Annotated in this window: 17 protein-coding genes; 7 read left to right on the plus strand and 10 right to left on the minus strand. The window is 38.2% G+C overall.

Going from position 1 to position 23,726, the window contains the following annotated elements:
- Positions 1-50 precede the first annotated feature (50 nt).
- Positions 51-716 (minus strand): lytic transglycosylase domain-containing protein, encoded by a 666-nt coding sequence (locus EHQ43_RS06290; protein ID WP_135741250.1) that lies wholly within the window; start codon positions 714-716, stop codon positions 51-53.
- A 157-nt stretch (positions 717-873) separates the two neighbouring features.
- Between EHQ43_RS06290 and EHQ43_RS06295 the strand changes: the two genes are divergently transcribed.
- From EHQ43_RS06295 to EHQ43_RS06310, 4 genes are all read left to right on the plus strand, one after another.
- Positions 874-3,255, plus strand: coding sequence for a HAMP domain-containing sensor histidine kinase (locus EHQ43_RS06295; RefSeq protein WP_135770428.1), 2,382 nt, complete (start codon positions 874-876; stop codon positions 3,253-3,255).
- A gap of 145 nt (positions 3,256-3,400) precedes the next feature.
- A complete protein-coding gene (locus EHQ43_RS06300) occupies positions 3,401-4,207 on the plus strand; it encodes a hypothetical protein (RefSeq protein ID WP_135754621.1) in 807 nt (268 codons plus the stop codon).
- A 40-nt stretch (positions 4,208-4,247) separates the two neighbouring features.
- Positions 4,248-5,054, plus strand: a complete 807-nt coding sequence (locus EHQ43_RS06305) for a hypothetical protein (RefSeq protein WP_135754620.1) — start codon at positions 4,248-4,250, stop codon at positions 5,052-5,054.
- A gap of 157 nt (positions 5,055-5,211) precedes the next feature.
- Entirely contained in the window at positions 5,212-5,994 is a 783-nt protein-coding gene (locus tag EHQ43_RS06310) for a hypothetical protein (protein WP_135741246.1), read from the plus strand.
- A gap of 117 nt (positions 5,995-6,111) precedes the next feature.
- On the opposite strand, the gene EHQ43_RS06315 is transcribed toward EHQ43_RS06310, so the two are convergent.
- The 4 genes from EHQ43_RS06315 to EHQ43_RS06330 form a co-directional block, all read right to left on the minus strand.
- A complete protein-coding gene (locus EHQ43_RS06315; protein WP_135770429.1) occupies positions 6,112-9,288 on the minus strand; it encodes an efflux RND transporter permease subunit in 3,177 nt (1,058 codons plus the stop codon).
- On the minus strand, positions 9,266-10,678 hold the full coding sequence (locus EHQ43_RS06320) for a TolC family protein (RefSeq protein WP_135770430.1): 1,413 nt from the start codon (positions 10,676-10,678) through the stop codon (positions 9,266-9,268). Before EHQ43_RS06320 ends, EHQ43_RS06315 begins: the two co-directional genes overlap by 23 nt.
- Positions 10,679-10,682: 4 nt before the next feature.
- Positions 10,683-10,907 carry a YgaP family membrane protein gene (locus EHQ43_RS06325; RefSeq protein WP_135754949.1) on the minus strand — a complete coding sequence of 75 codons (225 nt, stop codon included), beginning with the start codon at positions 10,905-10,907 and terminating at the stop codon, positions 10,683-10,685.
- A 99-nt stretch (positions 10,908-11,006) separates the two neighbouring features.
- Positions 11,007-11,273: a metal-sensitive transcriptional regulator gene (locus EHQ43_RS06330; protein WP_135741242.1), complete on the minus strand. Its 267-nt coding sequence runs from the start codon at positions 11,271-11,273 to the stop codon at positions 11,007-11,009.
- 43 nt (positions 11,274-11,316) lie between these two features.
- Here EHQ43_RS06330 and EHQ43_RS06335 point away from each other — a divergent pair, with 43 nt between their 5' ends.
- On the plus strand, positions 11,317-12,078 hold the full coding sequence (locus tag EHQ43_RS06335; protein ID WP_135770431.1) for a class I SAM-dependent methyltransferase: 762 nt from the start codon (positions 11,317-11,319) through the stop codon (positions 12,076-12,078).
- Between the two features lie 8 nt (positions 12,079-12,086).
- On the opposite strand, the gene EHQ43_RS06340 is transcribed toward EHQ43_RS06335, so the two are convergent.
- Both EHQ43_RS06340 and EHQ43_RS06345 read right to left on the minus strand, forming a co-directional pair.
- Positions 12,087-13,340: an NAD(P)-binding protein gene (locus tag EHQ43_RS06340; RefSeq protein ID WP_135770432.1), complete on the minus strand. Its 1,254-nt coding sequence runs from the start codon at positions 13,338-13,340 to the stop codon at positions 12,087-12,089.
- Positions 13,337-14,839 carry a succinate CoA transferase gene (locus EHQ43_RS06345; protein WP_135770433.1) on the minus strand — a complete coding sequence of 501 codons (1,503 nt, stop codon included), beginning with the start codon at positions 14,837-14,839 and terminating at the stop codon, positions 13,337-13,339. Before EHQ43_RS06345 ends, EHQ43_RS06340 begins: the two co-directional genes overlap by 4 nt.
- Positions 14,840-14,910: 71 nt before the next feature.
- Here EHQ43_RS06345 and EHQ43_RS06350 point away from each other — a divergent pair, with 71 nt between their 5' ends.
- Positions 14,911-15,321, plus strand: coding sequence for a zinc ribbon domain-containing protein (locus tag EHQ43_RS06350; RefSeq protein ID WP_135741238.1), 411 nt, complete (start codon positions 14,911-14,913; stop codon positions 15,319-15,321).
- Between the two features lie 198 nt (positions 15,322-15,519).
- Here EHQ43_RS06350 and EHQ43_RS06355 read toward each other — a convergent pair whose 3' ends face one another.
- On the minus strand, positions 15,520-17,403 hold the full coding sequence (locus EHQ43_RS06355) for an ABC transporter ATP-binding protein (protein WP_135741237.1): 1,884 nt from the start codon (positions 17,401-17,403) through the stop codon (positions 15,520-15,522).
- A 2-nt stretch (positions 17,404-17,405) separates the two neighbouring features.
- On the opposite strand from EHQ43_RS06355, the gene EHQ43_RS06360 reads away from it, so the two are divergent.
- Positions 17,406-18,917 carry an ABC transporter substrate-binding protein gene (locus EHQ43_RS06360; RefSeq protein WP_135770434.1) on the plus strand — a complete coding sequence of 504 codons (1,512 nt, stop codon included), beginning with the start codon at positions 17,406-17,408 and terminating at the stop codon, positions 18,915-18,917.
- Here EHQ43_RS06360 and EHQ43_RS06365 read toward each other — a convergent pair.
- Together EHQ43_RS06365 and lon are read right to left on the minus strand one after the other, a co-directional pair.
- Positions 18,874-21,357 carry a transglycosylase domain-containing protein gene (locus EHQ43_RS06365; protein ID WP_135770435.1) on the minus strand — a complete coding sequence of 828 codons (2,484 nt, stop codon included), beginning with the start codon at positions 21,355-21,357 and terminating at the stop codon, positions 18,874-18,876. The genes EHQ43_RS06360 and EHQ43_RS06365 overlap by 44 nt on opposite strands.
- Positions 21,354-23,726: an endopeptidase La gene (gene lon, locus EHQ43_RS06370; RefSeq protein WP_135770436.1), complete on the minus strand. Its 2,373-nt coding sequence runs from the start codon at positions 23,724-23,726 to the stop codon at positions 21,354-21,356. The genes EHQ43_RS06365 and lon overlap by 4 nt, the downstream gene beginning before the upstream one ends.

Consider the following 23,726-nt stretch of genomic DNA (forward strand, 5'->3'; position numbering starts at 1 on the left):
TATAAAACGGTTAAGAGCCTTGTCGGTTTTGAAACGATGTAAAGTAAAATTTAAATGGAAAAGAGACTCGCTAACGATTCAGAAATCGGAATTTCGGACGGTATTGGCATTTGTTTCCATTCTTCATAGTATTTGTATACTGTTCGTGAATAAGAAGGAACACCACCAAATCGTTTATAACCTCCAAGCCCTGCATTATAAGCTAACAATGTTGCTTCGAGACTGTCTGTACGTTCCATTAAATAATTCAAATAAAGAACACCTAATAAAAGATTTGTTTCTGGTTCGAAGAGTTCTTTTTCCGAAGAAAACGGAATCCCTTCTTTTTTGGCAAGCCACTTGGCTGTTTCCGGCATCACTTGCATTAGGCCAAGTGCCCCTTTATGCGATTTGGCGCGGGTATGGAATTGTGATTCTGTTTGGATGAGTCCAACCAAAAAACCCAATTTATCAACGGGGGAATTGTTTGAAACCTTTGCCTTTTTAGGAAATCGTAGATGATACGAGGCCCTTTCTACCACAAGGACTAAGTCCTTTTGTTCTTTCCTGGATAACCCTGGACGGTTTTTCGCGATCAAGGAATGTAATTTTAGTTTCGCAGTGTCATTCTTAGGAGAATTGCCTGCTGGGTTGATTTTTCCGTAAGATTCGAAAAAGAATAACAAAACCAGCCCGAACAACGCCAATTTATTTGAGATTTTAGAAAGTTTTCGCATGGTGACTTACCGCCTCCTTATTGTGCATCGCACAATAAGGCCAGTTTCTGGTAACCTCTCAGGAGGGCAAGTGAAAATTTGTGCACCGCACAACGTAAAAAAGGGACATTTGGGAAATGCTTGCCGAAAGTCTCTTTTGGCAAATTTCTGGAGAGGCTTGGCACCAACTCTCAATCTATATAGTTTCTTCTATTTTGGACTCAGTTTGGTCAGTGGGATTGCCTACATTTACTTTCGGTCGCGAAAGGAGGACCTCACCCCGAGTTTCCGTGGGTTACTCATTCCACTTTTGAGTTTGTTTTTCTGGTCCGTTGCCTGGTCGATTTGTAATTCCTTCTTAAACCCCTATACGGCGTACATTTTTGTTTTTTTAAAAAATCCAGCGATCCTCATATTAGGGGTTTCGATTTCAGACCTTGCCTTTCGATTCCAAGAAGACATTTTCCCTCGCTGGAGGTTTTATAGTCTCCGCATCCAAATTGTCGGTGTCATCTTAGCAGGGCTTACCAATGGAACTGGTTTTTTCTTCCGTGAGATTCGATTTGATCCCAAAATGGAATTTTATGTACCAATACAATCATCCAATAACATCGTCATTCGACTTTCGATTCTATCAATTGCCATCATTTTATGTTGTATATTGATCAATACCTTAGTTGTCTTATTTCTAAAATTCAAACGATTTGAAGGGGCAAAAAAAAGAGCAACGATTGGATTTATCTCTGCTATCTTTGGTATCCTGACTCTAGCATTTGCCGACATATTAGTTGATTTAAACTATGTTAGCAAACCCACTTATCTATTTATATTAACAAACCTAACAATCATTATAATGACAATTTTGGTCCTAGTTTCTTTGAACCAGGAAACAGTTCCTTCCTCAGTTGGATTCAAAATCATGACATTCAACTTAACTATCTTGTATCTTATCCTGTCAATTGTTGCAAACTTTTTGTTTAATAGATTTCGGATTGATATCCAAAGTGAGATGAGTCGAGAAAAACATAATGTCAAAACCCAGTTAGAACTTGGGAATTTTCATCCATTTGTGTATTTATCTGATTTAGTCATTGATATGCAGGATAAAAATTTTCGTATCAATAAAATCAATTTTCCAGAAAATAAAATTGATGGGTTACTTACAAGGTCACCATCTCATGAATCATTCAAAGTGGATACCTTTACGAATGAACCATCTGGAATTTTTTGGACTTCTGATTTTTACGCAAAAAACCACCATTTTTTAATCGCTATACCATATATAGAATACCGCGAAAAGGTTCACCAGACAGTTGTTTGGCTCATCATCACTCTCTTATTTTCTATCTTCACAATTTTTATGTTATACCCTGTTTTACATAAAACAAGCATCGTATATCCATTAACCCGCTTATTATCCGGGATCCGAAGAATGCAATCAGGTGATTTATTTGTTTCGGTAGATGTATCTAGTAAAGATGAGATTGGTGAATTATCCAAAAGTTTTAATGAGATGATCTCAATAGTGAGAGAAGCAAGATTTCAATTAGAACAAAAAATTGAAGAACGAACCGTCTCACTCAATAAAACTATCCTAGAACTTAAAGATACACAAGAACAGTTGTTACATGCAGAAAGAATGTCTACATTAGGAAAAATTGCAGCAAGTGTCGCACATGAAATAAATAATCCACTTGCCGCTATCAAAGGAAGTATTCAATTCATTAAGGATGGGCAATTTTCAGATGAAAAAGTGGAACTCTCCCAACTCGAAACAATTGCTGATTCCTTGATCGAAAATTTTAAAAACCAAAAACGTTCCGAAGTGACTTCACGTTTCAAACGGAAAAGAGAACTCATTACATTTTTCAGGTCCAAACATGTCCAAGATCCAATTTCACTTGCTGACACTTGTTTTGATTTTCGTATTGAATCAATCCCTTCCGATTTTTTATATTTATTTGAAACTAAGGAAGGGATCGAAGCATTTCAAAATAGGCTGAACGAACATGTCATACGATTCCATTTAGGGATCATTGAAACAGCTGTAGAACGAGCCTCCAAAATAGTTTTCGCATTAAAGCACCACTCCTACTCAGGACCCAAAGAAAATCAAAAAATTTTATCCTTAAAAGAAGGGATTGAATCTGTCCTTAGTATGTATTCCAAAAGTTGGAAACCCCATGTCGAATTAGAATGGAAACATTCTGGTGATCCACAGGTTCTTGGCCATGCCGATGAACTTGTCCAAGTTTGGACGAATCTAATTTATAACTCGTTCCAGGCATGTCCGAGCGAAAATGGTCGGATCTCCATCCATTTGCAAGAATCTGAAAGTGATGCTGTCATTTTCATCGAAGACAATGGAAAAGGGATTCCAGAAGAAATCTTACCTCGAATTTTTGAACCTTTTTTCACCACAAAAGAACTGGGGATGGGAACAGGGCTTGGCCTTTCCATCGTCCAAAAGATTATTGAAAACCACCAAGGTACGATCCATGTGGAAAGTCGCCCAGGGAAAACCATCTTCACCATCCACCTACCCCTAGCAAAAGCCTAGGTTCTACCCCTCATATTTGTCGTGAAAACACCGACAATGGCAAAATTATGTTAAAATTTTGTCTAAATTAGTCAAAAAAATTCTTGTCAATCTTTTGCCAAACTTATACAACAATAGAAACATCACTAGGGAATAGGAAATTTACATGCGAACTTTACTCACGGCTCTTACAACATTACTCCTCGCTGGTTCACTCAGCGCACAGTCATACACAGTCTTCATCCACGGAAAATCTGGCAAAAATCATAATGGAATCGGAACTACAGACGTAAATAGCTACTGGGGATCTTCAGTAAATTCCGTCAGCGGAAATCGAATTTTCATCGGATACGATGGAACAACTGACCCAAGAACGTATGGTTCATCCCGAGCACAAACAAACATTTCGACAGGACTCACAAACTATTGCAAAGCTGGGAAATCTTGTAAAATCGTATGCCACTCGGCAGGATGTTATGCGATAGAGTATTGGTTGTCGAACCTAGGTTCCACGGCTTCTGCCAAAGGATTTAACATCACAAAAGTGACAGCTCTTGCTGCGGCTTCTGGTGGATCGGAACTTGCGAATGCACTGAACGGAATCACTTTCGGATTTGGTGGAAATGCAATGGACAAGTCCCTCATCGTGACAACTGCTCGTGGTGCTTTCAATCATAACAATACTGGTGGAGTCGCTGTAAACCATGTGCCAGGTTATAAAGGGATGTTTGGTGCTTCTGCCATCCTACCAGGTGAAGATGATTATGCTGTTGCCTATCACTCATCTTGTGGTTACAACCGTGCAGGTGGTTTAAACAAATGCCAATCTTCCCTCACACAATACGAAGGCCTTTGGCCATTTGGTTCTAACAGAACTTATACACAGTACAGTGGACACTACCGTGCTCCATCTGTTTCTTCCACTGGATTGTATCTAGACCATGGTCAGATCAAAACAGAAGGTTGGAGATAAATTTTAGGATTCATTGATAGAAAGGAAAAGGAAAAAAGAGATGCGTAGCTCAATCACAACAATACTTGCGTTCCTCGTTGCAGGATCGCTCAGTGCACAAACCTATACCGTGTTCATTCACGGTAAATCGGACAAAAACCACAATGGTGTGGGAACAACAGACGTAAATGGATACTGGGGTTCTTCCACTAGTACTGTTTCTGGTTCTAAAATTTTCATCGGTTACGATGGAACAACTGACCCAAGAACATACGGTTCTTCCCGCGCACAATCAAACATTTCCACTGGACTCACAAACTATTGCAAAGGTGCAAACTCTTGTAAAATCGTTTGTCACTCTGCTGGTTGTTATGCGATTGAGTATTGGTTGTCTAACCTTGGTTCCACTGCGTCGGCAAAAGGTTTTAACTTAACAAAAGTAACTGCACTTGCAGCTGCTTCTGGTGGATCAGAACTTGCTTCTGCACTTAACGGAATCACTTTCGGTTTCGGTGGAAACGCAATGGACAAGTCACTCATCGTATCCACTGCTCGTGGTGCCTTCAACCATAACAACACTGCTGGTGTTGCTGTGAACCATGTACCTGGTTATAAAGGTATGATCGGTGCTTCAGCAATTCTACCAGGTGAAGATGATTATGCTGTTGCATACCACTCATCTTGTGGTTACAATAAAGCGGGTGGTCTAAACAAATGCCAATCTTCTCTCACACAAAGCGAAGGGATTTGGCCATTCAACTCTAATGTAACATACACTCAATACAGTGGACACTACAGAGCTCCTTCCTTGACAGCAACTGGTCTATACCTTGACCATAGCGAAATCAAAAAAGAAGGATACCGATAGAATCGGATCTTAACTCCAACTACATTTCAGTAGATACGAGTGCGAGACCAGCCAATTAGGCTGGTCTTTTTTTTGCCCCAATATTATTCAAATTGACACATTTGACTCAATTGTGGAATTTGTGCTTAAAGAAAGAAAATCAGGAAAGGGAAAAAATATGCGAAGCACCATCACAACTGTACTAGCGTTCCTGCTCGCAGGATCACTCAGTGCACAAACCTACACCGTGTTCATCCACGGAAAATCAGATAAAAACCACAATGGCGTGGGCACAAGCGACGTGAATTCGTATTGGGGAACCTCTGCGAATACCGTTTCTGGTTCTAAAATTTTCATCGGTTATGATGGAACCACAGATCCAAGAACGTACGGAACCGCAAGGGCCCAAACGAACATTTCCACTGGCCTCACAAACTACTGCAAAGGTGCAAACTCTTGCAAAGTTGTATGCCACTCTGCGGGATGTTATGCGATTGAGTTTTGGTTGGCGAATTTGGGATCCACTGCCTCTGCTAAGGGTTTCAATCTAACGAAAGTAACTGCTCTCGCAGCTGCTTCTGGTGGATCGGAACTTGCATCCGCTCTGAATGGCGTAACATTTGGATTTGGTGGGAATGCAATGGACAAGTCACTCATCGTATCCACAGCTCGTGGTGCGTTTAACCATAACAACACTGGAGGAATTCAGATCCACCACGTACCTGGTTACAAAGGTGCATTCGGTCCTTCTGCCATCCTTCCAGGTGAAGATGATTATGCAGTGGCTTATCACTCTGCTTGCGGATACAATCGTGCAGGTGGACTCGACAAATGCCAATCTTCCATCGTAAGTGGTAGCACTACTTATACACAATACTCAGGTCACGTAAGAGCACCATCTCTTACAGCAACTGGTTTGTATAAGAACCATAGTGAAATCAAAAACGAAGGAACAAGATAACTGTAGGTTTAAAAAAACCCAATTAGGTTTCTAAATGGGTTTTCATTTGAGAAGCTGAAGGGAAACCTTCAGCTTTTTTTGTTTTAAGAGAATCTCTTTTTATATGGTACGCATTTTCTAACCATGTTTGATCACACCTTGTCTTGATTTTCCAATGAACCAGTAGTACAAAACTGGTACCGCAAATCGACTTAGCACTGTCGCCGCTATTTCACCAAACATAAGTGAGATGGCAAGTCCTTGAAAGATGGGATCAAATAACATCACAAATGAACCAACTACAACTGCTGAGGCTGTAAGTAACATAGGCCGAAACCTTACGACACCTGCATGTACCACTGCTTCTTTTAACTCGACTCCTTTTTTGATTTCGCCTTCGATGAAATCAACTAAGATGATGGAGTTACGAACAATGATCCCGGCACCTGCAATGAATCCAATCATAGAAGTAGCTGTGAAATAAGCACCCATCACCCAGTGGCCGGGTAAAATCCCAATGAGAGAGATTGGGATCGGTGCCATAATGATAAGGGGAACCGAGAAACTTTTAAACCATCCAAGCACCAAAACATAAATGAGTAGAATCACTACCGCAAAGGCACCTCCTAAATCGCGGAACACTTCATAGGTGATAAACCATTCTCCGTCCCATTTGATCACAGGTTTCGATGTGTTCCAGGGCACATCGGCTGTTTGTGTTTCATATTTGATTTTTGGAGCCAGTTTTAACATTCCGTAGACGGGTGCTTCTTCTTCGCCTGAAAGTTCGCTCATCACATAATTGACTGGTTTTAGGTTTTTACGAAAAAGTGCCCTATCTTCTTCAATGTATGGATTCCCTAACACTCGTTCGGAGGAAACTACCCCCGATTCCATTGACATGATGTTTTGGTTTTGGAAAGGAGACTTAGAACTACGAACATTCTGTTTTACGGAAAGGCTTATTGAAACTTCTTCTGGTTCTTTTGCCGTCGCCAAACTCACTAAAGGTGACTCTGAAAACAAAATGTTACCGGTGTAAGCTAAGGCGGAAGTTTTGATTCCAAAAAGTCCTGACTTTTCAAAATCAATTGGGTAAACCATCTTTGGTCTTCCATTCCGAAGGGAAGTATCCAAATCAACAACACTTGGTTCTTCTTTGAATATTTGGTAAATTTCTTCAGTAACTTTCTTTCGTTCAGAAGCAGATGGGCCATATACTTCTGCCACCATTGTTGCCATGACTGGAGGACCAGGAGGAATTTCTAAGACCTTCGTGACAGCATGATGAGTTTCCCCAAAAGACTTGATTTCACTTCGTAAAGACTCGATGATTTCATGGCTTGATTCCTTACGATTGTTTTTGTTTTTCAATATAATTTGTAAATCATTCATCGAATCTAAATTGCGAAGGAAAGAGTGTTTCACCATACCTGAAAAAGAAAAGGGAGCAGCTTCTCCTCCAAAGATTTGGATTTTTTCCACATTCGGATTTTGTAAGAGAGTTTTGGCAAGACCTTCCGACTTTGCCATACTCTCAGCCAAAGTTGTTTTTGGTTCGTAGTCGATGAGAACCTGGAACTCTTCTTTGTTATCAAAAGGTAACATTTTTACTTTTACCCATTTGAACGCAACAAACCCCATGGAAACTACAAGCAAACCAATGGTGATCGCTCCGAAGACACTTGCATTCTTTTTTGTACCTAACAGCCAATTGGTGAATTTGATATAAAGTTGGTCAAGTTTGGATACTTGATGTCCCACATCTGTTTCCGGATGGTGGTTAGGTTCTTTTAATAATCTTACAGATGCCCAGGGAGTGATCACAAAGGCTACGATAAGAGATAAAATCATCGCAAGGCTTGCTCCGACAGGGATGGGTTTCATGTATGGCCCCATAAGACCACGTACAAATGCCATCGGAAGAATCGCGGCAATCACAGTAAAGGTGGCAAGGATCGTTGGATTCCCCACTTCGGAAACGGCTATGAGAGTTGCCCGAATGATCCCAAGTTTGGGATTTTCTTCCAAATGCCTTTCAATGTTTTCAACCACGACAATGGCATCATCAACAAGGATCCCGATGGAAAAAATCAAAGCAAATAGGGTCACACGGTTGAGTGTGTATCCAAGGAAGTAATAAATCGCTAATGTAAGAGCAAGTGTGACAGGGATGGCAATGGCCACGACGAGGGCGGAACGCCATCCCATCCAAAGGGCAATGAGGATGGTCACAGAGATGGTTGCAATGAGCAAATGTTCAATGAGTTCATGGGATTTGTCTTCTGCAGTGCTTCCGTAATCTCGAATGATACTAAGACTGATTTCTTTTGGTAAATCTTTTTGAAAAAGTTCTGCTCTTTCGATGAGGTCCTGCGAGAGGTTCACAACATTAGTGCCTTTGCGTTTGGCAAAGACAATTGTCACTGCATTTCGTTTTGTTTCTCCAATGGATTTGTCGTAGAGTATAGAAGATCTTGTCCTTTCTTCGGGTCCCTCTTCGACTATGGCCAAATCTTGGATACGAACTACCCTTCCCCCACGTTGGGCAACTGGGAGCCGTCGCACATCTGCTATATTTTTTAATACTCCACCCACTTCCATATCAAATACAGATTCAGAAGACCAATTTTTTCCAGCAGGGATTAAGGCATCATTTTGTTTTAAACTTTCGGCAACTTCAATAGAGGTGACACCATACCTTGTGAGTAAACTGGGATCAATTTTTACTCGAATTGTTTTTTTAAGTCCGCCTAACATTTGTACACTTGCTAAATCAGGTGTTGAGGATAATTCTCTTGCAAGAGGTGCTACTTTTTGACGAAGCTCATAATCATTCATTGTTTCTGAACTAAAACTGAGAGCAAGGAAAGGAACATCATCAATTGAAAATGATTTTACGATTGGTTGGGATGTATTCCTTGGAAGAATGTTTTTTGCTTCCATGAGTTTGTGATGGATTTTCACAAGGGAAGGTTCTATTGGTTCACCCACTTTAAATCGAACCGTAATATAACTTCCGTGCCATTTACTTGTGCTATAGATGTATTCCACACCTTCGAGTCCCCAAACGGCTCTTTCCACAGGTTCCGTAACTTTACGTTCTGTTTCTTCAGGAGAAAAACCAGGGCTTGGGATTTGGATATCAATCATAGGAACCGAAATTTGTGGTTCTTCTTCTTTTGGTGTCAGATAAACAGCAAATAAACCGAGTACCAAACTCGCAATTGCTATCACGGGTGTTAGCTGTGAATGTAAAAATGTTTCTGCAAGTTTTCCTGCAAAACCGGCTCTAATTTCTTCCAATGGTTTCATTTCTGTCTTCCTTTTTTGAAAATATCGAAACTTCTGTTCTCACTTGTAATAAAGCGATTTCTGATTCCAATAAAACACGTGATAACTCTAATGATTTATTAAGTGTTTCTGCAAATTGAAGTGCGTTGATAGCCCCACTTTGGAATAACCTTTGCATATTTGATACTTGCTCTTCTTGGTACTTCAAAGTTTCTCTAATGATTTCCAAACTTTCTTTCAAAGTGATTTCTTTTTGGATAAGAGACTTTACATGTGCTTCTTCTTCTTTTGTTTTTTCTTCAATTTTTTTCAGTGCTGCCTCTGCATTTAATTTTGCTTCATCAACAGCGCCGATATCTTTAGGATTATAAAGATTCATTTGCAAATATACACCTGCTTGGTATGCATTTGAAATATTACGACTTCCTTGGTACCCGTAAGCTTCTGAATAGGCTCCTACCTTTGGTAAAAATTTTGCCATCTCCATTTCTGCTTTTAATTTTTCACCTTCTGCATATTTGATCTGTGCATTCATTTGATTGGATCTTTCATAACCAGTGGGCCTTTTGAAATAGGTATCTAAAAATACATTGAGATCTGATTCAACTATCTCTAGTTCTGTCGATGGAACATCAGACAGTACAAATAGTGTTTCTTTATAATCGCTGATTTGGAGTTCTGATTGTTTTTCGAGAACTGTGATTTGATTTTTGATTGATTTTAATGCAAGATATCCTGCATATCCGACCGGATTTCCTTTATTACCTAAAGAATAACTAGATTGAAATCGACTTTCAATTTTTTTGATTTGTTCCAGTCTCTTTTGATAATCATATAAAGATTGAATTGCACGGTAATAAAATCCGGCTTGAGCAAATTCCCTATCACGAATGGCCAACCATTCAAATTTCAAACCAGTACTTCTTTTTTCATTCATCGCGGCAAAGGTTTTACCAGAACCACCTTCATACAGTGGTAAGTCCATTCCAAGAGTCCCTCGAGAATACTGATGGCTCCCAGGATAATTGAGAGTATCCTTTGCAAAAAGATTCATCGTATCAGCATTGAGTGTCGTATACGGTTGATTATTCGAATCAAGAAAGTTGCCTGGTCTGTTACGAGTGGAGGCCGTAGAAAAATCAGCATCCGTTGCACTCCTTTGGCTAAGTTTTCCCATAAAGTTGAGTGTTGGATCGTTTGTTTGAAAGGTTCTTAGATCTGCATACACTCGAGGTAACCAATGTTTGTCGGATCTATCCTTTGCAATTTCACCAGCTTTCCATTCCAAATATTTGGATTTTCTTGCTGATGAATTTTCTTCGATTCGTTTCCAAAGTTCGCTAAAACCAACTCCTTCAGCAAAAAGATAAATTGGTGTAACGAGGAATAAAAAGCTGATGAAACGTTTCATTGGATTAGTCCTTTACCTTTGCTTCCACACCAAGTTTGTTCAAAAGAATGGCCATGGGGCAAAAACCAATGGTAGAAAACACTACCAAGTTAATTCCAACGAGTAGGTTTAAAAGATACCACCAAGAAGAAACATAGGTTCCAAGTATCACCCCTACCAAACTGAACACACCAGCGATAAAAAAAACCAATCGCTCCAAATACCATGTTTTTGTAGATGCCAAGAACATTACCATACCCCCTATAGTATATAGCTTTAAACCATACATACCCTGTAGGGTATATATGGCAAGGATTTTTATTGGGGTTTAGGGAGAGAAAAAACTAATTCAGAGAGAGAATGCGGCAGTAATTGCTTTTTTTACGTCTGCTTCGATGTTTTGAGTGGACTTCTTTTCTTTGAAACAGGTATCCATATATTCGTGGATATAAGCTTCACCAAACTTTTTCATAGCCTGGTGGGCGGCTTTGAGGAGAAGAATTGCTTTTTCACAGTCTTGTTCCTCCGCTACGATGGTATTTTTGATCGCTTCCAACTGACCTTGGATACGATTGATGCGATGGATGAGTTTCGTTTGATTTTCAGAAAGGGCCATACCTACATACCCAGCAGGGTATGCAAATGCTTCAAGTAAAAAAATGACACCTTTCCCGTTTTCTAAATCCCCCGTGACAGAACTTTCGCAAAACCCTCCATACTATGTTTCCAATTTTGGGTTTTGGACAAATGCGACCGACTATAAAAAGGCAGGCATACAATTTTTATATGAATTTGCCAAACACTGCGGGCTAAAACATAATTCCTCGATCTTAGAAGTAGGTTCAGGTCTAGGGGGAAGCCTTGTGTATTGGAAGGATCATTTTAATCCCCAAAAATTATCTGCCATTAATTTGAGTGGAGAACAATCAAACTTCGCCAAAGAATTGTTTCGTGAAAGGGGGATAGAGGTAGAACCATTCCTTGAGGGAAGTTGGGAAACAATCAAATCCTTACCTATAAATTTTTATGATTATGTTTTTTCAGTCGATGCAGCGTATCATTTTAAAAACACGATCGAGTTTTACCAAGAGTCGTATCGAGTATTAAAGCCAGGCGGAAAACTTGTGTTGAATACATTCAATTTAGAAAAAGAAAACACATTGAATTTCCTTTCTTTATTACATCTCTTCTTGATTCCACCTAACGAAATAAAAACGAAGGAAATTTCAATCAAAACGCTAGAAGGGTTTGGTTTTACAGTCGAAAAAATCTTAGATTGGACTGACCCTGTCATCTATGGATTCATCCAAAACTCGAAAACTATGAATTTGTCTTTGCGACTTTTCAGCTCCATACTCAAAGCCACAATGAAATCCCTCGGACTCAGATATCATTATTATGTAGCTATAAAACCCAACTGAAATCAGTTTTAGTTTCTAATGATATCACTGACAGACATGTTTAAGATATGAGAAGTTACTTGTAACGCAGATTTTGCACCTGCTTCAAGTAATGGAATTCCATATAAAGAATAGGAACCACATAACCATAACTTACAATGCGGATCCGAATGGAGACTTGAAATTCGATCAATCGCCACCCTTGTCCTCTCATCCATCACAGGCCTTTCAAATTTGGCAAGTTTCAATGTATCATCTTTATGTGGGAGTTTGTGTGGGTTCCAGGTTTGGAATACTTTTTTGCCATGTAACTCCGGTATGATTCGTCCTAAATCTAAAGTAACTTCAGGTTTGTCATACCCTTCTCGAATGTTAAACACAAGGGAGACATTTGGATTTTTAAAATAACTTGGGTCTGTATGTAATACTACATCACTTGCTTCATATCGAAACTCAGAAAGAATTTCTTTTTCTAATTCAAATCCTTTTCCTAATATCTGGTACGCTTGATTGGCTTGGGTAGAAAGGATTACATGTTCAAATTCTTTTTCTTCCGATTCAAATTGGATAATTGTCTTTGACCCTTTTTTGACAATTTGTTGGATCTTTGCATTTAAGTGGAGGTGTTGCAATCCTTCAGTCATGCGATTCACAATGTCCCTGGTTCCAAATTTTGCGGTTTCTTGGGGGGTATAGGAATAACCTCTCGAATGATATCCAATAATGGTTTCTGCAGGATAAAGAGCGACCGTCTCTGTTTTACATGTATTCACCAAAGCAAAGGTTGGTAACAAAAACTCATAAATAAACTCATTGGAATAATTGTATCGTTTTAAAAAATCCAAAATTGTGATTTTGGGATTTTCGTTTTTCCAATCTGCTTTTGCATTAGCATAAAACTTAAGTAAGTCGGAGAATATTGTTCGCCCTTTCTGTGATAAAAAAACTTCTGAACTTGGAATTCCAATATGAAAACCTAGAATATTTTTGGAAAAAAAACCAAACACCGATTCATCATTGGAATCCACACGAAATGAATAATCAACCACCCTTGTTTGTATCCCAACCCGATCATAAACCTGAAATAATGTTGGGTAATAATCTTTCTTTATTGTACGAAATGGAATATCAAATTCGACTTCCGTCTCACCAATCATTTGTTTTGCGCCAAATGCTGCCATTCCAATTTCAGAGTGTTTTTCGTATAGTGTGACTTCACGAAATTGATTCAATGCCCATGAGGCAGTTAATCCAGTGATCCCAGAACCAATAACAGCTATCACTTCATACTCCCTGTTTTTAGAAATTGAACATGCCAAGACAAAGCGTTTTCTAAATCATGAGGAGTGTGTTTTCCTTTGGAAACCTTGAGAGCCGTTTCGTAATAAGCACGAAGTTTGTCTTTGTAAATAGGGTGAGCACATTTCTCGATGATAAGTTCTGCACGTTTTTTTGGTGGGCATCCTCGTAGATCAGCCAATCCATTTTCTGTGACAAAAATCATCGTAGAATGTTCGTTATGGTCAGTATGTGAAACCATTGGAACAATGGCTGAAATGTTTCCCTCTTTGGCAAGGGAAGGTGTCATAAAAATACTAAGGTGTGAATTTCGAGTGAAGTCACCGGATCCACCAATTCCATTCATCATCGAAGTTCCCATTACATGTGTTGAATTTACGTTCCCATAAATATCGATTTCGATCGCAGTGTTCATAGCAATAAGACCCATTCGCCGAATCACTTCTGGATGATTTGAAATTTCTTGAGGCCGGATGATAAATTTTGATTTCCAGTTTGAAATATTTTCATGGAAACGTCTCAAACCTAACTCAGAAAAGGTGAGGGCAGATGTTGATGCAATTTCTAATTTCCCTGCGTCAATTAAATCAAATACAGAATCTTGCACCACTTCCGTATACATTTGAATTGCATGGAAATTTGGATCTTTTGCCATACTTGATAACACGGCATTTGCTATATTACCAACACCATTTTGAAATGGGAGGTATTCTTTGGGAATCCTTCCCATTTTGATTTCATGTTGGATGAATTCCAATACGTGAGCTGCAATATTTTGGCAATCGGCATCTGGTGTTTTGAATACTGTGGCTGCGTCAGGTTTACTAGAACGCACAATACCTTTTATTTTTTCAGGAGGAACTTGGACATAAGGCTGACCAATCTTATCACTAGGGTTGATGATGGGAATAGGAGCGCCTTTTGAATGGTGATCTGGCAAATAAATATCATGGTAACTTTTTAGTTCTAATGGATGGGTATCAGTTAACTCAATATAAACGGAATTTGCATTTTTTAAATATGTAGCACTCATCCCCGATGATGTTGATAAATATATTTTCCCATCAGAGGATACATCGATCGCTTCGACGATTGCCACATCAATTTTTGGTAAAATTCCATGTTCAATGTACTTCACCACATGGGAAAGATGCATATCAATAAAATTCGTTTCCCCTTGGTTGATTAAATTCCGGAGATATGAATTGGATTGGTAAGGAATACGGAGTTTTAATGCCCCTGTTTTTGCAAGAACGCCGTCTAACTCTTCGCCGGTGGATGCACCTGCATACAAATTGATGGAAAATGTTTTTCCAGATTTTGTTTCTTCTTCTATCCTTTTGGCAAATGCCAAAGGAATGAGTTTTGGATACCCAGCAGGAGTGAATCCTGAACAACCCATTGTGACGTGATTTGGCAATAATTGGGCAATTTCTTCCGCAGTTTTTAATTTTTCTTCAATCAGTGGATTGGATACAGGCATAAATTTAAAATCTCTTCTTTGACCAAAGATAAAGAGATTGCCTAAAAATAAAAAGTCCAAATTCTGAACGTATGGATTTTCTCTTATATTTCTATTCGGTATTATTTGGAATCATTCTCATCGCACCCTTTGTTTTGTTTTATTATCGATTCCAAGTGGATGAATCACCTTTTGGAAAAGAATCCGAAGCACATTTAAAAGCAATTTATGAGAAAAAAAGCAATTTACTTGATACATTAAAAGACATTCGATCTGATTTTGATTCTGGTAAATTAACAGAAGAAGAATTCCAATCCCAATCCATTCCCTACATTGAAGAACTTGAACGATTAGAATCAGATTTGTCTGAAAAAAGAAAAAATGTAGTTACAATGGCTGAACCAAAAATCAATGAGAACTGGACTTGTGCCAATTGTGGTTCTTTTGTACCAGTCCCCAATGCAAAATTTTGTCCTAATTGTGGGACGAGTCGTTTGGCATAAACATTATCAGTAAAAATTAGCGATCTAATACAAATCCATTTTGTTTTCAATGAAGACTTTGTGAATAGATATAAAATACTTTTATAAAATAGGTTTTAGCCTGGGATTGTTTTCCTTTACTGCGTCACTCGTTAATTGAAAATGTTCCGGATCGAAATGAAGCTTTATTTTCTATTGAATTCTTTTGGATTGTTTCATTCAATTCGTATTTGAGAATTGCATATCATACAATCGTTTGTATTTGGAATTTGCATTTTGTAAAAGTTCTGTATGGCTTCCACTTTCTACAATTTCCCCGTTTTCCAAATAATAAATTGTGTCTGCTATTTTAACAGTTGATAGCCGATGAGCTATGATAATAACTGTTTTGTTCTCATACAATCTAACAAAGGCTTGTTGGATCAATCTTTCCGATTCAGTATCCAAAGCTGACGTTGCCTCATCTAATATAAGCACTTCAGGATTGGCAAGTAAAGTGCGGGCAATGGAAATCCTTTGTCTCTGACCACCTGACAACATCACTCCCCTTTCTCCGACAATTGTATCATAACCTTCCTCGAAAGATTCAATGAATTCGGAAGCAAAGGCATCTTCTGCGGCTCTTCTAATCTCTTCTTCTGTGGCATTTGGTTTTCCAAAGGCTATATTTTCGCGAATGGAACCATTAAATAAAAAAATATTTTGTGAAACAACACCGATCCGTTTGCGGAGATTATCCAAACTCAAATCTTTAGCATTCACATCATCCCAAAAAATCCCACCTTCTGTTGGGTCAATAAGTCTTGGCAACAAATCCACTAACGTAGATTTGCCGGCACCAGATGATCCAACAATTGCAATGGTTCCACCTTTTGGTAAGGTTAGGTTGATATTTTTAAGTGCAAATATGTCAGTATTAGGGTATATATAAGTTACATTTTTATATTCTATAGCACGACTCAAACTTCCTAAAGGTTTTGGAGTGGTTGGCTCTTTGATGTCAACATCGCGACCAAGAATTTCAAAAACACGGTCACTCGCTATCACAGAGGCTTGGATCAAATTTACCAAAATACTCATTTGTTTGAGTGGACGCATAAGAAAAATTAAAGTAAGAAAAAAGGCAATGAACATTCCTTTTGAAAAACTTGCATCTTCAAGTAAATAAGCTCCAATTCCTAAAAATACCATAGTCACAACTGAACCAGATAACTCTGTTAATGCGGGTCCAATCTGGTGATAAAAATGAGTTTTGAATGTTTTATCAGAAAGGTTTTGATTTACTTTGAAAAATCTCTCTGCTTCTTTATCTTCCATGGAAAAAGCCCGTATCACACGGATTCCAGAGATCACTTCTTGTAAGTCACCATTTAGTTCTGATAACTGCTCTTGTTGGTTTTTTGTGGTTCTTCGAATTCGGTCAGCAAATGTACTCACGGGACCGACTATCAGTGGGATCACAATAAAAAGTAGAAAGAACAATTTCCAACTTAACACAAGTAAGATGATAAGATGTGTGATAATATAAAAAAAGTCATTGATTGCATCTTTTAAATCATTAGAAACTACTTTCCCGACGATGTCTACATCATTGATGACGCGGCTCATCAAGACACCTGTTTTCTCTCGGTAAAATTCATTCAGTGGTAACACTTGTAATTTTTTATACAAGGCTTGGCGTAAGTCTTTTACGGCAAGTAATCCCGCTGAATTGACAAAATAAACAGTTCCCGCAAGGCAAATTAATTTCAGAAAATATATAGGTAAGATAATCAGACAAAATAAATATACTAAATCATCTGGTTTTTTTTCCGCCAGTTCTGCATTTGTATTTTCTTTGAGATTGGCAAACTGCCATTCCCAATAAGTCAGCCCTTGCAGACGATCTGGATTTTTGTGTTCTTGTAAAAGGGTTTGGTCTTTTTTCGTGAGGGCAATTTGGAATTTGTAATTTTCGCCTGTGCCTAAGGAATCAAAAATAGGGATGAGGGAAGTAAGCGAAGCCCCGTTAAAAATAGAAACAAATATAGACAGAAAAACTCCAAGGCTGAGTCTGTATTTGTATTTTGCCAAATATGGCCAAAGTTTTCGGTAAATCTTCACGTATGAGAACCTTATCCCTCGTTTTCTTTCTCTTGTCCCTCACTTTTTGTAGGAGAGAAACGGAGGAGTTTGCGATTCAAATTGCTTTGCCCTCAGACCCAGCCCATTTGGATCCTTTGTTTAGCACTGATCTTACCAGCCAAAAATTAGCAAGATTCCTCCACCAAGGAATTTTCCATACCGAAAAGGAATCATTGGTTTCCCCTTGGATTTCTAAAATAAAACATATCAACGATCCATCGGAAGAGATCTGGCAAATCGAGTTCAATGAGTCAAGCCCTCCCATTACCGATATCCATTTTAGTTTATCCAGACTGATTACCGAATCATATCCAAGAAAGGCAGACTACCAATTCTTAAAATCAGTAAAAATGATTCCTCCAACACCGATAATGGCCTCTTCTTCTATTTCTGTTTCGTCTGCTACTCCTACCTCTTCTACTACTACTTTCGTTACGAATGGATCAAGGTCAACATTAGAGTTCCATTTCCAAAAGGGTACCACCGAAACAGAATGGAAAGAAAAGTTGAGTTTACCTTTTGCATCCATCATCGGAAAAGAGGAATGGAAGAATCAAAATTTAAAAACCTATGGGAAATACAAACTCAAACAATGGAAAAAAAACGAATTTATTGATTTGATGTCCCAAAAAGAATTATCAAAAGGTTTACCGACCTCCATCCGTTTCCGCATCTTACCTCAATCAACAACATCATTATTTTTATATCGCAAATCGGAGTTGGATGCATTTAAATTATCAGATTTTTTATTATCAATCCCTGAAGCAATTTCAGAGTTTACTCTTACCAAAAAAGGAAGATCCGTACAATATGTAACCATCAACCAAACAAATCATTGTTTTGATATCCACTTTCGAAATGCATTGAATTTTAGCATTCCAAGAGAACTGATCATCAAAAAACTTTTAGAAAACCATGCCGACTTAACTTATGGCCCGGTCCCATTACCTTATTTAGAAAAGTTAAATTTAAACCTAAAGAAAATAGATATTCTCTTTGATAAAGAAAAAGCAATTTCCGAATTAAAACTATCCAAATGTTATCCAGCAGTATTGTCAAAAGAACTTGAGTTTCGAATGCGTGGGGATGATGAAAACCAAACCAAAGGTAGAGCCATTAAACAAGCATTAGAAGACATTGGATTAAAAATTAGATTAAAACCGATGGAAAAAGCCCCGCTCTACAAAGAAAATGGCGAAGGGAAAGGGGACCTAACGCTACTTACATGGTATTCCGATTACGATTCTATTTGGAATTTTTTAGACCCTCTTTTTCATCCAGAAAAAATTGGAAATGGAGGGAATCGATCTTTTTATCAAAACCAAATGATTGGCAAATTACTAAACAAACCCAATCGAAATATAGATGATGCCAAACAAGTGATAGAAACTGTAACAAATGAAAAACCTTGGATTTTCTTATGGTCCATCCAAGAAAACTATCTTGTCTCTAAGGAGTTTCTTCGTTATAGCGAACTCGCCGATTATCTATAAGTGGTGGTTCTAACTCAACAGAATCTACTGCTGTCGGCTGTGACTTTGAGCCATCTTCCTCATAATTTGAAATTTCAGAATCTTCATTGTCCATGCCATTCGGCACATTGCTTAGATTTGGTTGTGGATCAGACTTATTAAATCCACTACGTTTCGGCGGTAAATCTCCTATATAATAATACTGACCGTAAAGAGGAACTTTACAAACATAATCTGGATTATTTTCAATCGTAGTTCCATCATCAGCGCAAACATCAACTTTTACAAAATCACCAACAAAACTCGGGATTAATTGGTTACCCATTCCTAATTTTGATTTTACGTTTTGGATGTATTTATACCAAATTCCACCCGATACACCTGAGCCAGATCCAGGGAATGGTGCACCTTCATCATGACCAACCCAAACAACCGTTACATTTCGCGGTGTGAGTCCTGCAAACCAAACATCTCTTACGCCTTTGATCCCTTTCCATTTTGAAGATTTGAGTTTTGGTGATTGGACTGTTCCAGTTTTTCCTGCATATAAAAAAGGCTCCCCTTCTTTACGTTTCAAAGTCATAGTTCCTTCTTCAGTTAAAACAGATTGAAGAGTATTTATTGCCATCGCACAAGCAACAGGATCTAATATTTGTTCGGCGGCTTCATTGGCAACTGTATTATAAAATTCGTTTCCATCCATATCAGTGATTTTGATGATTTTTCTAGGAGTGACTCGTCTTCCCCCATTCATCAGTGTTGCATAAATCACAGACAATTCCATTGGACTCAATTCTCCAGACCCAAGGGCAAGTGATAAGTTCCTTTGGAATCTTTGTTCGGCTTCTTCTTCTGGAATAGAAAGGATGGCACTAAGTTTTTGGATGAAGTATGAAATGCCCACTTCATGCAGAAGTTTTACAGAAACAGTATTTACTGATTGCGCAAGGGCTTGACGGACTGTAATTTCCCCCTTATAACCTTTGTACCAGTTTTTGGGAGAGTAGCCAGAAATATCCAATTTTTCATCTTTGATTCTGGACGATGGATTCACGATTCGTTTTTCAAAAGCAAGTGCATAAACAAGGGCTTTGATTGTAGATCCAGGTTGGCGTTTTGCTTCTTCTGCTCGATTGAATCGGAAAACATTAGAGATTTTATAACCACCCACAAGTGCTTCTACATCCCCCGTCTCTGGATCAAGTGAAATCATCGACCCACTGAGTTGAGGTAAAATACTCCTAGTAACTTCTGCTAAGTCAGCTTTGCCTTTGCTTTGATATTCTAACTCTTGTTTGGAGAGATCACCACGAACTGAATCGACTCCAATTCGTAAGGCTTCTTCAGCAAATCTTTGTTTTTCTAGATCAAGAGTGGTATAAACAAGTAGGCCTCGTTCTTCCAAATCTTCATTAGAAAATTTTTCTAAGATAAACCTTCTGATTTCCGTATTAAAATCGGGTGCTAAATTGACTCTGAAGTCTTTGTCAGCTCCATACTTTCCAATTTCGCTGGAGTATTTAGGATTCCCTTCCTCGTCTTTCGATTCTTTCACTTTATAGATTGTGCGAAATCGTTTTAAATTTACTTCTATAGATTCTGAAAATTTAACAGGTATGTCTTTTTGCGAGGGATGGAGTTCTGGATTCCGCGCCATATCATATAACACACGTTTCTGGCGAGAAAGAGCAATTCCTAAGTTCCTAACTGGATTATATACACTTGGTGCGGGGATAATTCCAACAAGAAGTGCAGCTTCTTCAGGACTGAGTTCGGATGCGGGTTTACGAAAATAATAACGTGCAGCTTCTTCTACTCCTGTATTCCCTTCACCCAAAAAAATTTGATTTAAATACATAGCCAATATTTCCTCTTTTGAATATTGACTTTCGATATAAAAAGTACAATATAATTCCGTGAGCTTATTGAATAAATTTCGTTTCCCAAGATTGAGAGTGAGCTTCGCTAACTGTTGTGAGATGGTAGATCCACCTTGTGACAATCGAAATTGTATTAAATTGGTGACAACTGCCCGCATAATGGCTGTATAATTAAGACCTGAATGAGAAAAAAACTCTCTATCTTCAGAGGACAAAACTGCCCAAACAATCACATTATGTTTTTTCAAATTATCCGTTCGAATTGGTCGAAAATTGCGGCGATAAAACTCACCCATCACTTTCCCACTTCGATCTAGGATCTTCACTGATTTAGGCTGAAAACTATCATAAAAATTAGAAACTTCGGATCTATATTTTTCTAAAGATTTGTGTACTCTTATTTCCTCACCAGACCAAACTACATATGCTCCGCCTAAAAAGAAAAAACTAAGAAAAATACCAACGATAAATCCAATCGCAAATACCTGACTCTTTTTCTGCCAAAAGAATCGTATTAAATCTGTTAAGTGGCCATATAATACTTCTAAAATCAGATAAAAGGAATTATTCTTATAGTTCATTTTTTCTTACTCTTCGATTTTGGGAACACTAGTTTTTCCACTTCTTCAAATCGTGTCACCGGAAAAAAACTAACACCTTTTTTTACATAATCAGGGATTTCTTGGAAAGCTTTTTCATTGTCTTTCGGAAATATGATTTTTTTGATTCCCACTCGTTTTGCGGCGACAATTTTTTCTCGTAAACCACCAATCGCTAGCACTTCACCCGTTAATGTAAGCTCTCCTGTCATACCAAAACCAGGACTAATCACACGATTGGTCACAAGTGATAAGATGGCTGTGGCCATTGTGATACCAGCACTTGGACCATCTTTAGGAGTGGCGCCATCTGGAACGTGTAAGTGGATCGCTTTTTTCTCGAATAACAAATCGTTGTTCAGATAATTTTTCACAAACGACAAAGCAATGTTTGCTGACTCTTCCATCATTTTTCCCATTTGGCCAGTGAGTGTGAGGCCACCTTTGCCAGGAATTAACACTGCTTCAATGAGTAAGGTTGAACCTCCTGCATTGGTCCATGCAAGTCCAAGAGCCGTACCAGGTACCTTTGGAATTGTCATTCGATCGTCCACAAACGGAGGTGGACCTAAAAATTCCACCAAGTCTTTTTCCCTGATTTCTTTTGAGTATTTTTCCTTTAACACTTGTTTGAGGGCAAGTTTTCTGACCAATTTATCGAAAGTTTTTTCAAGACCACGCAAACCCGATTCTCTTGAATAAGAGTTGATCAAATGAGTTACCGTCTCTTTTTTCATCGTAAACAAATCTGGATTCAGCCCATTCTTAATGAAGATTTTGCTCCAGAGGTATTTTTGAAAAATTTGGATTTTTTCTTCTGTGATATAACCAGAAAGTTGTATTACTTCCATACGATCGAGTAATACTCGTGGGATAGGTTCAAATGTATTTGCTGTAGCGATGAATAAAACATCCGACAAATCAAATGGTAAATCTAAATAATGATCTCTAAAGTTAAAATTTTGTTCAGGATCAAGTACTTCTAATAATGCAGCTTGAGGGTCACCTTGGTAACCTTGCGACATTTTATCGATCTCATCAAGTAAAATCACCGTGTCCCTTTCTTTTGTGATCTTTAATGCATTGATAAGTTTACCTGGCATAGCACCAATATACGTGCGACGGTGGCCTTTGATCTCTGCTTCATCCCTGACTCCACCAACACTAAACCGATAAAACTTCCTCCCTAGTGCCTCCGCAATGGATTTTGCAATAGAAGTTTTACCGACACCAGGTGGGCCAACAAGGCAAAGGATAGAACCTTTACTTTTCGGATTGAGTTTATGCACTGCTAAAAATTCCAAGATGCGCTCTTTTACATCTTCCAATTTATGGTGGTCCCGATTGAGAATTTTTTTGGCATGTAATAGATTGATATCTCTTTGGACTGGTTTTTCCCAAGGCAGGCTATCCACCAAATCCAAATAGTTCCTGATCACATTGTAATCACTTGATATTGGATCTGAGTTTTTAAATTTATCAATTTCTCTTTCCACTTCTACAATAATTTCATCTGCAACTGGAATCGATTTTAAACGTGTAAGTAATTTATCATATTTCTGTTCAGTTTTATCCTCTCCAACACCTAATTCTTGTTGTATGGCCTTTAACTGTTCCCTTAAAAAAAATTGCCTTTGTTGGTTATCAATTTTGTCATTGATTTGTTCTTGGATTTTTTTCTGTAATACAACTAACTCGATTTCTTTTTTTAGGAATAACAAAACTTTTTCAAGTCTATCATTGATTTGAATGGCTTCTATAACGGATTGGTATTCTTCTTTTTCTAAATTAAGTATGGAACATACAAAATCTGCCATTTTTGCTGGTTCATTCACATTCATCATAGTTAATTTCATGTCTTCAGTGAACAAAGGATTGTTTTGTGCCAGTTCCTTAGTTAAGATGAGCAAAGTGCGCATTAAGGCTTTGATATTGTTTTTGCTCGTGCCCAATTCTTCTTCTGGGTAGGCAACATTAGCAATTAACATTGGTTCTTTGGTGTGGATTGAATTGATTTTAAATCTTTGGATTGTATTCACTAGAATATTCATCCCACCATCAGGTAGGTTGATTTTTTTAAGTATCCTTGCTACAACTCCAATCTGAAAAATATTATCCTCTGAAGGAAGTTCCGATTCATCTTCTTTGAGTAAAATAAGCCCTAAAAACCCAGCTCCTTTCGAAGATTCTTCGATCGCTTGGATAAATCTACCTGGAGGTACGATGAGTGGAGTGATGATACCAGGAAAAACAGGTCGTACTTTGATCGGAAGTAAAAAGATCTGTTTTGGTAAAGTATCTTCTAGTCTTGCCAATTTGGTTGGGTTTTCCCAAAATTCATTTGATTCCAA

It is taken from the genome of Leptospira bouyouniensis, assembly GCF_004769525.1.
In the GTDB taxonomy this organism is placed as follows: Bacteria; Spirochaetota; Leptospiria; order Leptospirales; family Leptospiraceae; genus Leptospira_A; species Leptospira_A bouyouniensis.

What these genes read in the sequence shown, in the direction of transcription:
- EHQ43_RS06345 (WP_135770433.1), bottom strand. Translation starts at nt 14,839, where the DNA reads ATGCCTGTATCCAATCCACTGATTGAAGAAAAATTAAAAACTGCGGAA.
- EHQ43_RS06305 (WP_135754620.1), top strand. Translation starts at nt 4,248, where the DNA reads ATGCGTAGCTCAATCACAACAATACTTGCGTTCCTCGTTGCAGGATCG.
- EHQ43_RS06365 (WP_135770435.1), bottom strand. Translation starts at nt 21,357, where the DNA reads ATGAACTATAAGAATAATTCCTTTTATCTGATTTTAGAAGTATTATAT.
- EHQ43_RS06300 (WP_135754621.1), top strand. Translation starts at nt 3,401, where the DNA reads ATGCGAACTTTACTCACGGCTCTTACAACATTACTCCTCGCTGGTTCA.
- EHQ43_RS06350 (WP_135741238.1), top strand. Translation starts at nt 14,911, where the DNA reads ATGGATTTTCTCTTATATTTCTATTCGGTATTATTTGGAATCATTCTC.
- EHQ43_RS06360 (WP_135770434.1), top strand. Translation starts at nt 17,406, where the DNA reads ATGAGAACCTTATCCCTCGTTTTCTTTCTCTTGTCCCTCACTTTTTGT.
- EHQ43_RS06330 (WP_135741242.1), bottom strand. Translation starts at nt 11,273, where the DNA reads ATGGCCCTTTCTGAAAATCAAACGAAACTCATCCATCGCATCAATCGT.
- EHQ43_RS06310 (WP_135741246.1), top strand. Translation starts at nt 5,212, where the DNA reads ATGCGAAGCACCATCACAACTGTACTAGCGTTCCTGCTCGCAGGATCA.
- EHQ43_RS06315 (WP_135770429.1), bottom strand. Translation starts at nt 9,288, where the DNA reads ATGAAACCATTGGAAGAAATTAGAGCCGGTTTTGCAGGAAAACTTGCA.
- EHQ43_RS06290 (WP_135741250.1), bottom strand. Translation starts at nt 716, where the DNA reads ATGCGAAAACTTTCTAAAATCTCAAATAAATTGGCGTTGTTCGGGCTG.
- EHQ43_RS06335 (WP_135770431.1), top strand. Translation starts at nt 11,317, where the DNA reads ATGACACCTTTCCCGTTTTCTAAATCCCCCGTGACAGAACTTTCGCAA.
- EHQ43_RS06325 (WP_135754949.1), bottom strand. Translation starts at nt 10,907, where the DNA reads ATGTTCTTGGCATCTACAAAAACATGGTATTTGGAGCGATTGGTTTTT.
- EHQ43_RS06320 (WP_135770430.1), bottom strand. Translation starts at nt 10,678, where the DNA reads ATGAAACGTTTCATCAGCTTTTTATTCCTCGTTACACCAATTTATCTT.